This is a genomic window from Protofrankia sp. CiP1_Cm_nod1 (assembly GCF_920888515.1).
Lineage (GTDB): Bacteria > Actinomycetota > Actinomycetes > Frankiales > Frankiaceae > Protofrankia.
Genome location: NZ_CAKKTM010000013.1, coordinates 4,972 through 20,857 on the forward strand (window position 1 = coordinate 4,972; position 15,886 = coordinate 20,857).

10 protein-coding genes, 1 tRNA gene and 1 pseudogene are annotated in these 15,886 nt (G+C 70.0%); 7 read left to right on the forward strand and 5 right to left on the reverse strand.

Translation table 11 applies throughout. From position 1 onward, the window contains the following. Positions 1-445 precede the first annotated feature (445 nt). The 4 genes from purS (at position 446) to NBX02_RS22815 (ending at position 6,792) form a co-directional block, all read left to right on the forward strand. On the forward strand, positions 446-751 hold the full coding sequence (purS, locus tag NBX02_RS00800; RefSeq protein ID WP_250282778.1) for a phosphoribosylformylglycinamidine synthase subunit PurS: 306 nt from the start codon (positions 446-448) through the stop codon (positions 749-751). 690 nt (positions 752-1,441) lie between these two features. Further along, positions 1,442-1,792, forward strand: a complete 351-nt coding sequence (locus NBX02_RS00805) for a rhodanese-like domain-containing protein (RefSeq protein WP_250282776.1) — start codon at positions 1,442-1,444, stop codon at positions 1,790-1,792. A 530-nt stretch (positions 1,793-2,322) separates the two neighbouring features. After that, on the forward strand, positions 2,323-3,006 hold the full coding sequence (locus tag NBX02_RS00810) for an HNH endonuclease family protein (RefSeq protein ID WP_445548184.1): 684 nt from the start codon (positions 2,323-2,325) through the stop codon (positions 3,004-3,006). Between the two features lie 690 nt (positions 3,007-3,696). Continuing rightward, complete coding sequence (locus NBX02_RS22815) at positions 3,697-6,792, forward strand: EAL domain-containing protein (RefSeq protein ID WP_445548185.1); 3,096 nt, start codon at positions 3,697-3,699, stop codon at positions 6,790-6,792. Positions 6,793-6,911: 119 nt separating this feature from the next. Here NBX02_RS22815 and argS read toward each other — a convergent pair whose 3' ends face one another. The 3 genes from argS to NBX02_RS00835 all read right to left on the reverse strand — a co-directional run bounded on the left by argS (position 6,912) and on the right by NBX02_RS00835 (position 11,023). Then, complete coding sequence (gene argS / locus NBX02_RS00825; RefSeq protein ID WP_250282770.1) at positions 6,912-8,651, reverse strand: arginine--tRNA ligase; 1,740 nt, start codon at positions 8,649-8,651, stop codon at positions 6,912-6,914. Between the two features lie 150 nt (positions 8,652-8,801). Continuing rightward, on the reverse strand, positions 8,802-9,947 hold the full coding sequence (locus tag NBX02_RS00830; protein ID WP_250289566.1) for an acyl-CoA desaturase: 1,146 nt from the start codon (positions 9,945-9,947) through the stop codon (positions 8,802-8,804). An 11-nt stretch (positions 9,948-9,958) separates the two neighbouring features. Continuing rightward, positions 9,959-11,023 carry a ferredoxin reductase gene (locus NBX02_RS00835; protein WP_250282766.1) on the reverse strand — a complete coding sequence of 355 codons (1,065 nt, stop codon included), beginning with the start codon at positions 11,021-11,023 and terminating at the stop codon, positions 9,959-9,961. Positions 11,024-11,191: 168 nt separating this feature from the next. Here NBX02_RS00835 and NBX02_RS22820 point away from each other — a divergent pair, with 168 nt between their 5' ends. Next, positions 11,192-11,527, forward strand: coding sequence for a helix-turn-helix transcriptional regulator (locus NBX02_RS22820; RefSeq protein ID WP_445548186.1), 336 nt, complete (start codon positions 11,192-11,194; stop codon positions 11,525-11,527). Positions 11,528-11,764: 237 nt separating this feature from the next. After that, on the forward strand, positions 11,765-13,519 hold the full coding sequence (locus tag NBX02_RS00845) for a Na+/H+ antiporter (RefSeq protein WP_445548187.1): 1,755 nt from the start codon (positions 11,765-11,767) through the stop codon (positions 13,517-13,519). Here the strand turns inward: NBX02_RS00845 and NBX02_RS00850 are convergent. Together NBX02_RS00850 and NBX02_RS00855 are read right to left on the reverse strand one after the other, a co-directional pair. Continuing rightward, positions 13,412-14,149, reverse strand: a pseudogene (locus tag NBX02_RS00850) (GAF domain-containing protein); the annotation flags it as partial. The gene NBX02_RS00845 and the pseudogene NBX02_RS00850 sit on opposite strands and share 108 nt — an antisense overlap. Positions 14,150-14,855: 706 nt before the next feature. Then, a tRNA-Leu gene (locus NBX02_RS00855) sits at positions 14,856-14,938 on the reverse strand. A gap of 115 nt (positions 14,939-15,053) precedes the next feature. Here NBX02_RS00855 and NBX02_RS00860 point away from each other — a divergent pair. After that, positions 15,054-15,886, forward strand: an 833-nt coding sequence (locus NBX02_RS00860; protein WP_250289569.1) for a DUF3662 and FHA domain-containing protein, incomplete at its 3' end; no start/stop codon positions are given.

Consider the following 15,886-nt stretch of genomic DNA (forward strand, 5'->3'; position numbering starts at 1 on the left):
CCCCCGGCACCCCAGCCGCCTCCGGATCCTCGGCCACCCCCGGCACCCCGACCGTCTCCGAAGCCTCGGCCACCCCCGGCGCCCCGGCGGCCCTCGGCGTCCCGGCCCCCTCAGACGTCCCAGGCACCCCCGGCGGCCCGGCTGCTCCCGATGCGGACTGCCTCGGCACGGATGCGGACTGCCCTGACACGGATGTAGACACCCCTCGAGGGTAGTTACCACCCCCGCCCCACCCGCCCCGCCGCCGATCCCCCGCCCTTCCCCCAAGCGTTGAATCATGCGAACGAGGGGACAAATGGCTGCCACAGCAGCCACTTGTCTACTCACTCTCTTTGATCAAGGCGGGGTGCACGGCCGTCTGGTGGGGGTTTGGGATGGGCTGGTGGTCAGCCGGCGGTGCCGGCCGGGCTCGGTCCGGCGCGGCGCACCGATACAGTCTTCAGACGTGGCCAGGGTCGTTGTGGACGTGATGCTGAAACCGGAGATCCTCGACCCGCAGGGGCAGGCGATACTCACCGCGCTGCCACGCCTGGGCGTGTCCGGCATCGCCGGGGTACGCCAGGGCAAGCGTTTCGAGCTGGAGGTGGACGGCGACGCCGACGCCGACGTCCTCGCCCGGATCGACCAGCTCGCCGCCTCCCTGCTCGCCAACCCGGTGATCGAGGACTACGTCGTACGGGTGGAGACGCCGCAGCCAGCGCGGACCGCCCCCACCGGAACCACCCCGGCCAGCGCCGAACCCACCGCCTGAGACGCGTCCGGGCGGCAGGCGCGTTCGAGGAGCCCTCGAGGACGACCACGCACTGGTCGCCGCCCCGTCAGACGGACCAGCAGCGCCACCGAGCGAAGCCGTGACGCGGAGAACGTGGGATGAGGGGACGAGAACCACGCCACCGCTCCGCTCGCGCACTCCTCCGCCTGCCCGACGAGAGCACGGTGACGGGGCGTGGGCGGGTCAGGCCGTGGGGTCGGCCGGGGAGAGGAACATGACTCGGCGTCCGCACGAGTCACAGACAGCTACCCGCGCATACGGTTCGTCGTCCCCGGGGACAAGGTGCGCCAACGGCACGATCCCGCCGCACCACGGGCAGGTGAGCCAGGGCCCGTCCGCTCCGCATCCTGATGATTCGACATCGAGCGATTCCACGGTAATCACGGTCCCACCACACGCGTGGCCGCCGCGGGCGAAAAAGCGCCCTCGTGACCACAGCCGGCCGGCCGAGGGACCAAAGACGGAATGGTCATGCCTCTCCCGCACCGCCGGCAGGCCCAAATCCCCGGGATCATGTCCCACGCAATGTTCACCGGCCGCCTGAGCGGCGATGGCCACCCGCACGATAGCCGCCCGCACGATGGCCGCCCGCACGATGGCCGCCTGTCCGGTAGTCGTCTGTCCGGTAGGCAACGTCGCGGGATACCGGGCAGATGGCAGGATGGCCGCGTGGGCTCGGATCAGATACCTTCGGTCACAGTAGATCAACTTCCGGCGACGGTCACACCGGGCGTCGGGCCGCTGCTCCTCGACGTCCGGGAGGCGGAGGAGTGGGACGCGGGGCATGTCGCCGGCGCGGTCCACATCCCCATGGGTGAACTCCTCGAGCGTATAGACGAGGTGCCACGCGACCGGGACGTGGTGGTGGTCTGCCGCTCCGGGCAGCGTTCGGCCGCGGTCACGGCCTACCTGCACCGCGCCGGCTGGCAGGCCCGCAACCTGGACGGCGGGATGATCGCCTGGGATGCCGCGGGCCGTCCGATGGCGAACAACGCGCCGCATCCGCCAGCCGTGATCTGACGGTACCGGCCGGCTCCCCACGACCGTTCGCGGTCACCATCGGTCATGGTCCGGCCGGTGCCCGCATCCATCAGCGGACGCGTCCGCGGGACACCCGTCCACAACCGGTGCCATGACACCGCATGGACGCCGGACAGCGGGAAACTGGCGTTATGACCCTCGCCGTGCCCTCCGCGTCAGCGCCGTGCTCCCAGCCGCCGGCGGAGCACGACCGACACCGTGCGGACGGAGGCCTCCCGGAGCAAGGCCCCGCGGAGCGGAGCCCCACGGAGCAAGGCCATACAGAACCAGGCCATACAGAACCAAGGCATAGCGCGGACCAGGGAGCAGGGCGGCGCCGGGGGCGGGGCGGCACCTCGGGTGCCGGCGTCACGGCCCGCGCGAACGCGGCACACAGCGCCACGGTCGGCGGAGACGCGGTCCGAGACAACACGGTCCGCGGCACCGCACCCAGCAGCACGGCGGTCCGCGGCGTTCCCGCCGACGGCCGGGCGCGGGTCCTGCCGACGGCTGTCGCGCTCTGCCTCAGCGTGTTTCTCGCCCTGACCGGCTGCGGGACGCTCGACGACACGGGATCCCCCACGGGCACCGGCGGGACGGCCGGGGCGGGCGGGCGCGGCCAGGTCGTCACCGTCGGGACCGCCGTTGCCACCCTCCAGTCGGTCCCGGTGCACCCGGCCACAACATCACCGCCATACCGGCGGGACGAGTTCGGCTCCGCCTGGTCGGACGTTGACAACAACGGCTGCGACACGCGCAACGACATCCTGCACCGCGACCTGACGCTGGTGACCGTGGGACGGAACTTGTGCATCGTGCTGACCGGCGAGCTGAGGGATCCGTACACCAACCGGATCGTCCGCTTCGACCGTTCACGGTCCGCGAGTGCCATCCAGATCGACCATGTGGTGGCGCTGGCGGACGCCTGGCGGACCGGGGCCGCCTTCTGGTCGCCGGACAAGCGGCTGGCGTTCGCCAACGACCCGGAGAACCTGCTCGCCGTCAACGGCCCGACGAACCAGGAGAAAAGCGACGACGACGCCGCGCGGTGGCTGCCCCCGAACCGGGGGTACCGCTGCCGGTACGTGGCCCGACAGATCGGAGTGAAGGCCCGCTACGGCCTGTGGATGGAGATGGCCGAGCGAGAAGCAATGATCAAAATTCTGAGCGGCTGCCCGGAGCAGCCCGTACTCGGTGCCGCGCGGACCCGCTGACGGCCGCCCAGCGCCGTCAGCCCGCCAGCCGGCCAGCCCGCTGCCACCCACCAGAGCGCCGGTCAAGCAGCGCGGATCCCATCCACGACCACCCGCACAGGACATGATCCAGGCGAGTTTGTCGTTGTGTACGCTTTTTGTCCGTAAAAGCGTACACAACGACAAACTCGCGCCGATCTTCTCCGGTGGCTGGCGTCAATCGAAGCGTGCCACCGTGCGGGAGGATACTTATAGTTACCTGATCGGCGCCCTAGGCCCACCGGGTGGGTCTTCAGCCGTGCGAACCGGCGTCCGGACGACCAGGTAACACAAGCGCAACACAACCGAGCATGCCGAGCATGCGGTGGGCGTGACCCGGCTGGCAGCGATCGATTCCCGGCCGGAGGCGGCCGCCCCGGCTGGTCATGACCGTCCACGGCCGACCGGTGGAGCCATCGCGCCCGGTAGGCGGTCGCGCATCAGATAGATGATCACTATAACGACCCAGGCGATCACGTTCACGTCACACTCGTCACATCAGGCTACCAATCAAGTACAGTTAACTTTCCTGTTACCGGAAGGGTGTTCGGTCTTTCCCCCGGATACCGATCGGCTCGACCAGGCCGGCTCGACCAGGCCGAGGCCGTCGAGACCGACACGGGTGCGACAGGACACGGGTGAGACAGACACTGGTGAGTAGGTGAGGAACCGGTGGAACCGGAGGGGGACCGCCTCGATCTGTTCGACCGGCTGCAGATCGGGATAGCGCTTGTCGGTACGGCCGATCATCTGGTGCGGCGGGTGAACACGGCCGCATGCCGGATCCTCGGCCGTGGCGAGGCGGAGCTCCTCCGCACGACCTGGGACGCCCTGATCCACCCGGACGACCGGACGCGATGGCCGGACAACGCGTCACCCCACGCCCCCGGCCCTCCCGGCGGCCACCAGGACGTGACCCGGTTCGTCCGCCCGGACGGCTCGGTGGTCCACACCCTGGTCATCATCGCGCTCCTGCGGGAGCGCCCCGACCGGGAGCCCCACTATCTCGTCCAGTTCCAGGACATCACGCAGGAGGTAACCGTCCGTCACCAGCTGCGGCTGCTGCTGGAGAACGCGCCGGTGACGTTGTTCCTGCTGGACCGGATCGGACGCGTCGGGCTCGCCGAGGGCGGGGTGGACGTCGACCATCCCGGCGCCTCGCGGTCGTCGGCGTCCGAGGCCTTCGAGCCTCTCGGGGCCTTCGGCTCCTTCGGCACGTCCAACGGTTCCGACGCGTCCAAGGGCATGCCGTCCAAGGACATGCCGTCCAAGGACATGCCGTCCAAGGACATGCCGTCCAAGGACATGCCGTCCAAGGACATGCCGCCGGGAGGGCCGCCGGGAGGGAGAGCGTCCGGAGGGACGGCCTTCGAGGACGTGACGATCCGGCGCATGGCCCGCCGGGCGGCGCGCTCCGGCGAACGAGTGTCAGGTGTCGTCGAGGCGGGTGGACGCTGTTACGACACCCACGCGGTGCCGCTGGCCGCCGCGGACGGCACGGTGACGTCGGTGGCGTTGGTCGCCACCGACGTCACCGAACGCGAGCAGGCACGGGCGAAGCTGCGCATCCGCGCGGCCGAACAGGCGATCGTGGCGGACCTGGCCCAGCGCTGCCTGCACAGCGCCGAGCCGCGGCCGCTGTGGCGCGCCGCCGCGCGGATGATCGCCGACCATCTGCGCGCGGACGCCGTCACCGTGCACGAGCTGCCGCCCGGGCGCACCGGGCCGTGCCTGGCCACAGCCGTCGGGACACCACCGGAAGCCGGCATCCTGGTCACGTCGGCCCTCGCGACCCGCGGCCCCCTCCACTCCGACGGCATCCCCGCCCCCGACCGGCAGGACCCGCCACGGCCCGCGGGCCCGCACAACCGGCGGGACCCCCAGGACCAGGACCAGCAGGGCCCCCAGAAGGAGCAGGGCCCCCAGAAGGAGCGGAGCCCCCAGGACCAGCAGAGCCCCCAGGACCAGCAGGGCCTCCCGGAGGAGCGGGGCCCGCACAACGGGCAGGGCCCACCGCGGCGGCGGGACGACAGCCAGGGGACGCTCTCCGGCGGACGGCCCGGCCTGGTGATCCCGATCGGCCGGCCCGACGGCCCCACCGCGATCCTCACGGTCCACCGCGGCGCGCCGCCGGCCACGCCCGGCTCCCCCCGCCCGGCTGGCATCCCCCCGGCTGGCATCCCCACGGCTGGCATCCCCCCAACCGCCGCCGCCCCGGACCCGCTCTCGGCCCGGCCGGCCCCGGGGCGGCAGGGAGGGCCGGCCGTGCCCGCGGCGGACGCCACCGGCACGGCCGGCTCCAGCTCCGGTGCGTTCACCGATCACGAGATCGAGTTCGTGCGGACGGCCGCGGCCGTGCTGAGCGCGGCGGCCATCCGTTACCAGGTCGAACGCGACGCCAACCACCGTGCCCTGCACGACGAGCTCACCGGGCTGGCCAACCGCACCGGGCTGTTCGAGCGGCTCGGTGCGGCCCTGAAGCAGGACCAGCCGGCGCGGGACCGGCCCGCCCGGGGCCGGCGGAAGCGGGGCCTGTCGAAGCAGGGCCGGCAGCGCCGGACCGGGCTCCTGTTCGTCGACCTCGACGGGTTCAAGGGCGTCAACGACTCACTGGGGCATCACATCGGCGACCGGCTGCTGTGCGAGGTCGCCACCCGCCTGCGGGGCGCTGTCCGGCCCGGGGACACCGTCGCTCGCCTCTCCGGCGACGAGTTCGCCGTCGTCTGCGAAAAGATCACGACGGAAACCGTCCTGTGCGCCATCGCCGAACGGGTCGTGACCGCCCTCTCCGAGCCCATGATCCTCGACGGATGTCAGGTGAGTGTCAGCGCCAGCGTCGGCGTCGCCCTGTCCGGGCCGGACATCCCCGGCCCCGGCGGCCTGCTACAGGCCGCCGACATCGCCATGTACGGCGCCAAGCACCAGGGCCGCGGCCGCTACCTGCTCTTCGAGGAGAGCATGCGGCACGCGTCCCTGGACAGGCTCACCATCGAGAACGACCTGCGCAACGCCCCTGGCACGGACGATCTCCGGTTGCACTACCAGCCCGTCGTCGGCGTCGACGGTGAGGCCGCCGGAGCCGAGGCCCTCCTGCGCTGGCAGCATCCCGAACGCGGCCTGCTGCACCCCGAGGCGTTCCTCTCCCTCGCCGAGGAGACCGGGATAGTCGTCCAGCTGGACCGGTGGGCCCTGCACACCGCCTGTCATGCCGCGGCCGCCTGGGCGGCCACCTGGATGGCGGGCCCAGCACCGGCACCCCCGCCGCGCATCGGCGTCAACGTCTCCATCCGCCAGTTCACCGACCCCGGTTTCCTGCCCGGCATCGAGGCGCTCCTGCGGGCCACCAACGCCGATCACCGTTACCAGCTCTGCCTCGAGATCGCCGAGAGCGCCCTGGTGGACGACGATGAGACCGTCACCGCGGCCCTACAGGCCGTGCGCGCCCTCGGCGTCGCCATCTATGTCGACAACTTCGGCACCGGGCATCTGTCCCTGACCCGGCTGCGCGGCCTGCCGCTCGACGGCCTGAAGATCGACCGCCGGTTCATCGGCGGGCTGACCGACGATCCCACCTCCTACGCCATCGTCGCCGCCGTCATCCAGCTGGCCCACGTCCTGGGCATGACCGCCATAGCGAACGGGGTGGAGACCCCGGAGCAGCTTGCCGCGCTCGTCGGCCTGCGCTGCGACCTCGTGCAGGGCTACTACCTCGCCCGCCCCGAAGCGCACCTGCCCGCCCGGCAGCCGGTCGCCGCCGGCCAGCCGTGACAGGCCCGCGCCCATGGCCGGCCCCGGGCCGAACCGCGGCAAGGGGCCGGCCAGGAGCCAGGGCAGGGGGCAGGGGCATCGCCGGTGCCGGTGCTGGTGCCGGTGGTCGGAAAATCCGGTCACATCCGCTCGGGCGCGGTTATCCCGAGCAGGTCAAGGCCGGTCGCGAGGGCACGCCGGGTCAGATCGCACAGGGCGATCCGGCTGACGCGGACCGGCTCCTCGGCACGGAGAATAGGACATTTCTCGTAAAAATTCGTGAAAGCGGCCGCCAGGCCGAAGAGATAACCCGCCAGCCGGTGGAACTCGAGCGAGTCGGCAATGCCCTCGACCACGTCGCCGAAGCTGAGCAGATGAATCGCGAGATGACGTTCCTCGGGCTCGTCGACCCGGATGTCGGCGGCGGCGACCGGATAGGTCAGCCCGGCCCTGCGGAACACCGAGCAGATCCTCGCGTGGGCGTACTGCAGATAGGGTGCGGTGTTGCCGTCGAAAGCCAGCATGCGGTCCAGGTCGAAGACATAGTCCTTCGACCGGTCGGTCGAGAGGTCCGCGTACTTCACGGCACCGGTCCCGATCGCCTGGGCGACCTGCGCACGGGTTTCCGCGTCCAGCGTGGGATTCTTCACGGCGATGACGTCGGCCGCCCGGGAAACGGCCTGCTCCAGCAGGGCGACGAGTTTCACGGAGTCGCCGGCCCTGGTCCGCAGCATCTTGCCGTCGGCGCCCAGGATCGACCCGTGCCCGATGTGCTCGGCCCGTACGGGCTCACGAAGCCAGCCGGCCTCCCGGGCCACCTCGTAGATCATCTCGAAATGCTGGTACTGCGGCAGCCCCACCACGTAGAGCAGCCGGGTCGCGTGCAGGTCGCGAATCCGGTGACGAATCGTCGCCAGATCGGTGGTCGCGTACCCGTAGCCGCCGTCCCGTTTGCGCACGATGAGCGGCAGGGGCTCACCATCCCGGTTCTTGAACCCTTCCGGGAAGGCGCACAGTGCGCCGTCGCTCAGCCGCAGCAGCCCCAGCTCGGCCAGCTCGTCGACGACCGGGCCCAACTGCTCGTTGTAGGAGCTCTCCCCGCGGAAGTCCGCCTCGGTGAGCAGCACGCCGAGCTGGGAGTAGACGGTCAGGAAGTACGTCTTCGACTCGCCGACCAGGACGTGCCAGAGCCGGCGTGTCGTCGGGTCGCCGGCCTGGAGCTGGACGACCCGTAGCCGGGAACGTTCCTTGAACGCCTCGTCCGCGTCGAACTTCACCCGGGCGGCCTTGTAGAAGGCGTTGAGGTCGCCGACGGAGAGCTCGTGGGCGGCCTCGGACTCGCCGACGTCGAGCAGATGCTCGACCAGCATGCCGAACGGCGTGCCCCAGTCCCCGATGTGGTTCTGCCGGACGACCTGATGGCCCAGCCAGCCCAGCAGCCGCACCGCGGCGTCCCCGATGATCGTCGACCGGAGATGGCCGACGTGCATCTCCTTGGCGGCGTTCGGCCCGGAGTAGTCGACGACGACCACCTCGGGCTCGGGCACCGGCGCGACGCCCAGCCGCTCGTCGTCGAGCATCTCCCCGAGCAGGCGCTCCAGCGCGGACGCGGCCAGGTGCAGGTTGATGAACCCCGGCCCCGCCACCTCGACCGTCTCGCACAGGTCGTCGAGCTCGGCGGTCCTGACCACCTCGGCGGCGATGTCACGCGGGCTGCGACGAAGGCGGCGAGCCAGCGAGAGGGCCGCGTCCGCCTGATAGTCCGCCCGCTGCGACCGCCGGATGGCGGGATCGACCTGTTCGCCGGCAGCCTCTTCGCCGGCAACGGCCGTGAAGGCCGCGCCCAACCGCTCGTCGAGAAGACGTTCCAGGCTCGTCACCCCCGTGAATCTACCGACTCGCCAACCGGCCCGGACCGCTGTGCACTGCCACGCCCGCCGATCCGCGCCACGTGCCCGCCGGTCGGGTTGGCGATGCCCACTTCGAGGAGGCTCGACTTCGAGGAGCTCGAGCGCTCCCGGGCGCGGATCTCACACCACACTCTCGGCGGGGATGCGGTGGGCGTGTGCGTGCTCGGACCGGTGGGCGCGGTCATCACCGAGATCGACAGGCCATCGAGCAGGGCCTGGGAGCGCCAGCCGCAGAATGCGCTTCCACACGCTGGACGTCTGCCGCGGCAACGAGCCGGTGTTGTAGGGAATGCCGAAACGTGCGCACAGGGCGCGTACCTCCGGCGCGATCTGGGCGTACCGGTTGCTGGGCAGGTCGGGAAAAAGGTGGTGTTCGATCTGAAAACTCAGGTTCCCGGTCAGGATGTGGAACAACGCGGAGCCCTCGATGTTGGCCGAGCCCAACATCTGCCGCAGGTACCACTCGCCGCGGGTCTCCCCCTCGATCTGCTCCTCGGTGAAAACCTCGGCTCCTTCCGGGAAATGACCACAGAATATGATCATATGAGCCCAGACGTTGCGGATGGTGTTGGCGGTGAGGTTACCGAACAGAACGGGCAGGAAAGCCGGGCCGGCGAGCAGCGGGAAGGCCACGTAGTCCTTGAGCACCTGACGTCCTCCCTTCCGCAGCGCTGTCGACAGCTGGGTCAGGGTCTCGGCCCAGTTCTTCTCGCCCCGCCAGGCGCGTTCGAGCTCGGAGTCGTAGATCGCTATTCCCCACTCGAAGACCACTGCAAGCATCAGGTTGTACAGCGGCTGGGCGAGATAGAGGGGATGCCAGGGCTGCTCCGGGTGGACCCGCAGCGCGCTGTAGCCAATGTCCCGGTCCTTGCCGAGAACGTTCGTGTAGGTGTGGTGCACATAGTTGTGGGAATGTTTCCACTGCTCGGCGGAAGACCCGGAGTCCCACTCCCAGACGGTGGAGTGGATCTCAGGGTCGCGCATCCAGTCCCACTGCCCGTGCAGAACGTTGTGCCCGATCTCCATGTTCTCCAGGATCTTGGCGGTGGCCAGCATCGCAGTGCCCGCCAGCCACGCCGGGGGCAGCAGGGAGGCGAACATGACCGCCCGTCCCCCCGCCTCCAGGCTCCGCTGAACGGTAATCACCCGGCGGATGTAGCGGGCGTCGCCCTCCCCCAGACTCGCCAGGATCTCCTCGCGGAGCCGGTCGAGCGCACGACCGAACTCCTCGACATCCACAGCGGTGAGCTGTGTCGTGCCTGCCATACTCATCCCTCCTACAGATCGATCTCGATGTCGCCGGCCGTGGCCGACACGCACGTCTGGATATGATCATCCGTGTCGCCGTGTTCCCGGCCGGTGCGCAGGTCCCGCACCCGGCCGGACAGGAGCCGTGCCACACAGCTACGACAGACGCCCGTACGGCAGCCACTGGGCATGAGGACACCGGCGCTCTCCCCCACCACCAACAGCGGGGCGTCGCCGTCGGCGTCCACCTCCCGACCGCTCCTGGCGAACCGGACCCGGCCCCCGGCACCACCCTCCGAAGCCGTGACAGGGCGGAAACGCTCCACCCGCAACCGGTCGGCGATCCCCGCCCGGCGCCACCGGGCCTCGGCGTCCGCGAGCAGCCCCGGAGGTCCGCAGGCCCAGGCCGCCCGTTCGGCCCAGTCGGGGCAGACCGTGGCCAGCTCGGTCATGGTGAGCCGTCCCGCCCGGGTCCGGGTGTGCCGTTCGTGCAGCCGCAGGCCCGGGAAGCGGCGGGCCAGCTCCCGTAGCTCTTCACCGAAGATGACGGCGTCCCGTGTCGGAGCCGAGTGCACGAGAACCACGTCCGGCATCTCGTCGCCGAGCGCAAGTCCGCGCAGTATCGACATGACCGGTGTGATACCGCTGCCGGCCGTCACGAACAGCAACCGCTCCGGCAAGGCCCGGGGCAGCACGAACTGCCCCTGGGGATGTTCCAGGCGAACGATCGCACCGGGTCGGATCCGCTCGACGAGGTAGGGGGACAGCCGCCCGTTCACCAGGATCTTGACGGTGATCGAGAATGTGCCGCCGGGACGTCCAGGCGGTGAGGACACCGAGTAGGGACGCCATTGCCACACGCCGTCGACATCCACGCCGACCCGGACGTACTGGCCCGCACGATGTTCCTTCCAGCCCGCGCCAGGGCGGATCACGATGGTCGCGGCGTCGGCGGTCTCCGGCCGGAGGGCTTCGACCCGCCCGCGTAGCCTCCGGTGGGACCAGAGCGGATCGATCAGGCCCAGATAGTCGTCAGGTAGAAGGGGCGTCGTCAACGAGGTCGCAGCCTCGCGCAGGAACCTCCCGACTGCCACCGTGTGCTTCCTCCCGGTTGTCGGAGGTCGGGAATGGTGCGGGCGCTGCCCGGTGCACGGCCAGAGAAACGGATCTTCCCGACCGGGACCTCATCCGACAGCGGACAAGCTGGCTATTACTCATGGTAGAAAGTTCAATCACTTCAAGCAACATGGATCTTGCTTATCATGGCCACCGGCGAGACCGAGGAGTGCGGATGGATGCATTCCGCAAGAATTCATTCCATTTATTTCTATATCGGGATCGGCCGGCCCGTGCCCATGCCGCGCATCCGCGGGAGTGAGCCGGCCGTATTGCCGTACGGTGGTGGAATGGGCGGCAAACAACTGTGGACGACCGGGGACATCGCCCAGAGGCTGGGCATCTCCGTGCAACGGGCCCGGCTCCTCTCCCGTCGACCGGACTTTCCCGATCCCGTCCAGGAAGTCCCCCACTTCAGCCTGTGGCGTGCCTGCGACGTGGAGTCCTGGCTCGTGAACGGCGCGGCCGACGGCGAAACGTAGTCGGCGTTGGTGTGCCACCGGCCGGCCCCCACCCGCTCCCAGGGGAATTCCTTCCGCATGACGGATCCGCGATCCGCCGCGTCCGCGTCGTAACCGGGGACGCGCGCCGTGCCGGACGACCGGCGAGCGGGCCTACGCCGGTCCCGAACTCGTCGATCTCACACGGACCCGTGACGAATTCATCCGGACGTCCAGGTAGACGACGGACACGGCGGATGCCGGAGGGTGGAGTGGACAGTGCTGGTCGACGTCGCCTACGGGCTGCTGGGCGCGGGAATGATTATCTTCGCAGCCCTGGCCGCGCAGAGGGTCGGCCTGCCGGCGCCGGTCCTGCTCGTCGCCGCCAGCATCCTGTACGCCCTGCTGCCCGGTCCGAACATCGCACTGGACTCCGAGGTCGTCCTCGTCCTGGTCCTGCCGCCGCTGCTGTACTCCGCGGCACTGAACTCGAGCCTGACGGGGATCCGCGCGAACCTCCGGACCGTGATCTCACTGTCCGTCCTGTTGATCATAGCGACCGCTCTTCTCACGGGCTACCTGCTGGCAGTGGTCGTGCCCGGTCTGTCATTCGCGGCCGCCTGCGCTCTCGGCGCCGCGCTGGCTCCGATGGACCCGGTCTCGGCGCTGTCCATCGGACGGCGGGTGGGCCTGCCCGAACGGCTGCGTACCGTGATCGAAGGGGAGAGCCTCCTCAACGACGCGACGGCTCTGACCGTGTACACGGTGGCGGTGGCCTCGCTGGTCGGCGGGGGTTTCGACGTGCCGTCCGCGGTGGGACGGTTCGTCCTGGCCCTCGCCGGGGGGATCACATTCGGCCTCGCCGTCGCCTGGATCGTCGGGCTGGTCCGTCGCCGGCTGGAGGAACCGGTGGTGGAGACCACCCTTTCGCTGGCAACCCCGTTCCTGGCCTACCTGCCGGCGGAGGCCGCCCACAGCTCCGGCGTCCTCGCCGCGGTGGTCGCGGGCCTGGTCCTGGGCCACCGGTCACGGCGGCTGCAGTCCGGGCCCGCGCGCCTGCACGCCGTGGCCGTCTGGCACCTCGTCGACCTCCTGCTGGAGGGATTCGTCTTCCTCCTCATCGGCCAGCAGCTGCCGGCCGTCCTCCACAACATCCAGAAGTATCCGGTCAGCACGGTGATCGCCGCGACGACGGTCACGACCGCCTCGATCGTGCTGCTACGCCCCCTGTGGCTGCTGCTGCCCACCCTGCTGCCCGTGCGGCTGCGGATCCTCTCGCCGCACCCGAACCTCACCGGCCGTGAACTGACCGCTCTGTCCTGGACGGGCATGCGCGGAGTGATCTCCCTCGCCGCCGTCTTCGCGCTGCCACCGTCCGCCGGCAGCGTCCCCTTCCCGCAGCACGACCTGCTGCTGTTCTGCGCGTACGTCACGGTGCTGGTCACACTCGTCGGTCAGGGACTCACCTTCGGGCCGCTGCTGCGGTGGCTGGGGGTACGACCCGACCTGGACGAGGACCAGCGCCTGCGCGCACGGGCACGGATCGCGGCGGCGGACGCGGGGCTGCGAGCGCTGGAGTCGCTCCAGAACCGCGAGTCGGTCCCCGAGGACATCGTCGAACGGCTGCGGAACATCGCGGACATCCGCAGGAGACGGAGCGAGGACATCCTCGCGGCGCTGGCTGTGGACACCACGGCCAGCCTCGCAGCCGAGAGCGCCAGCGCCGTGTTCGGTCACGTCCGCAGAACCATGATCGAGGCGGAGCGGGACGAACTGCTGCTCTGGCGGGACACCGGGAACCTGCCCGACAGCAGCCTCCGGCTGCTAGAGAACGAACTCGATCGTGAGGAGGGTGCGCTGCCGCAGACCGGTGACGAACTGGTCGGGCCGAATGTGCGCCGCCATCATCGTGTTCGCCCGCACGCTCTGCTCGGCGAGATCCCCACCGCCACGGCGGACGTTGCGCAGGCTGCCCACCAGCAGGGTCGCCAGCAGCGCCGCCGCCAGCTCGTGTCCCATCGCGTCGGTGAGTGACACATACAGCTGGGAACGCCCGAAGCTGTAGTCGAAGGTGTCCCCGGCCACGGATCCCGCGGGCTCCACCCAGCCGGCCACCGTCGCCTGCGCACCCTCACAGGTGAACGACTCCGGCAGCAACCGCCGTTGGATCTCCGCCGCCAGCCCGAGCGGGACGGAACGCTGGCCCCACTCGAACAGATCCGTGTACCGCCGGTTCGTGATCACGATGTAGGCCAGGGCGTGCCCCGTGGCGGCGACGGTCTCGACAGCATCCTCGGTGGCACCGGCAGGCAGGTGTGCCTCGAGCACCCCGATCGCCTCACCGCGGGCCGTGACCGGCACATACACACTCGTCCGGGCCGAGGACCGGTACACCCGCATCCGCTGTGTCCGCAACACCCGCCCGTGGACGGTGTCGTCCACCGACACCCGTTCCATCGTGTTTCCGCCCGCCCCGTCCCCATCGGGAAACCGCGCCAGATAACCGCCCGCATAGTCCGCGATCAGGAAGGAGACCCCAAACGCGCCGATCATCCGGGCCAGCTCACCCGCCACCGCGTGCACCGCGTCGGCGGGAGCGGCGCGTTCCACCGCCGTCAGCAGCTCCCGTAAATCGGCCGTTCCAGAAGGTGCCACTCCCCTCATCTTAGTCAGCGCCACGATAACCGGCACTCCAGGCTACCGGACTCTTACCTTCAACTTGTCACTTTGACCTCTTTCGGTCACATTTCGTGATAGGTGATGATGATCAGGGATGTTCCGGCGTGTCGTCATGGCATGAAACGACCTCCTGTTGACCGTTGCTTCCCGCCAAGGACACCATGATCAAACAGAAGGCCGCGGCGCGACAGTTCGGCCCACAACGTCCCTGCGGTCGAATACCCGAATGTGGTGGGTCGGCTCCGAGGGGAGTTCTACCGCTGCCCGGCCCGGCGGAGCGACGCGCTGTTCGAACTTGCCGATGCCGTGGGGACACCGAACGCAACCGCGACGGTATACATGAAAGGTCTTTCAGGGACGGATGGGCAACAGCGGCTGGCTGGGGCCTTCGCCGGCGCCCGAGCACTCGATCGCGGCGGCGACGGTCGCAAGCTCGTCGTCGTCGAGCGTCAGGTCCGCCGCGCCGGCCCAGTCGGCGATCTGCGTAGGGCGGCGCGCGCCAGAACTTCGCCGTGAGGAGCTCGCGCTTGCTAGCCGGCGTCAGCGTCGACTACTACCGATCACGCTCGCCGACGCCAACCCCAACCCCAACCCCAGAACCGTGGGGGGTGCCGGGGGGCTCGGCCCCCCGGCAGACATCTCGGCCCCCGGGGAAGCCCCCCCCAGGGGGCGACCAGCATGAGCCAGCTCGTGGGCGAGGGGGGAGTTGAACCCCCACGTCCGTCAGGACACACGGACCTGAACCGTGCGCGTCTGCCATTCCGCCACTCGCCCGAGTGCGACTATCACGCTATCACGCGATCCGAGCCGCCCGAGACGTGGGCGGTGCTCAACCGGAAGCATACGATCTCAGTGCCGGTAGCAGGCCGGGGGAGGAGGGGAGGCCGAGATGGGCGTGCTGCAGCGCTTCGAGCGTCGCCTGGGCGGCCTCGTCGAGGGCGCCTTCGCCAAGGTCTTCAAGGGCGGTGTCGAGCCGGTCGAGATCGCAAGCGCGCTGGCTCGTGAGACCGATGACCGGCGTGCCACCAGTGCGAACCGGGTGCTCGTCCCGAACGAGTTCGCGGTCGAGCTTGCCACCAGCGACTTCGCCCGGCTCGCTCCTTATACGCGAGCGCTTTGTGACGAGCTGGCCGAGATGGTTCGGGAGCATGCCGCCGAGCAGCGGTACACGTTCGTGGGGCCGGTGGGGGTGCGGCTGGCCGAGGCTGGCGATCTCGATGTCGGGGTGTTCCGTATCCGTAGCAGTGTCGCCGCGGCCGATCCGGGCGCGGTGGCTGGCAGGCGTGCGGCGGGGCGGTCGCGGCCGATGCCGCCGGGGGCTCCTCGGCTTGTCGTCTCGACCAGGCCGGGGCCTGATGGCCGGGTCGGCGGGGAGGAGCGTGAGTACCCGCTGGACGTCGAGGTCACGGTCATCGGCCGCAGCGTGGAATGTGATATCCGTCTCAATGACACCGGGGTATCCCGCCGGCACGGCGAGGTGCGTCGGATGCCCGACGGGCAGTTCGTCTACGTTGATCATGGTTCGACCAACGGGAGCATCGTCAACGGCCGGGCCGCCAGCCAGGTGAAGCTCGCCAGCGGTGATCAGATCGAACTGGGCGCGACGATCCTGACCTTCCGGCGGGACGATCCACGGGGCGCCGACAGGGGCCGGGCCGCCGGGCGCGTCCCGGCGGGCGCGCCGGTCCCCGCGGGCGCGCCACCGGGCCCGGCGGGTGGGTA

Excerpts from the sequence above, each read along its gene's own strand:
- NBX02_RS00830 (WP_250289566.1), bottom strand. The coding sequence starts at position 9,947 with ATGGCAGGCACGACACAGCTCACCGCTGTGGATGTCGAGGAGTTCGGT.
- NBX02_RS22820 (WP_445548186.1), top strand. The coding sequence starts at position 11,192 with ATGGCCACCGGCGAGACCGAGGAGTGCGGATGGATGCATTCCGCAAGA.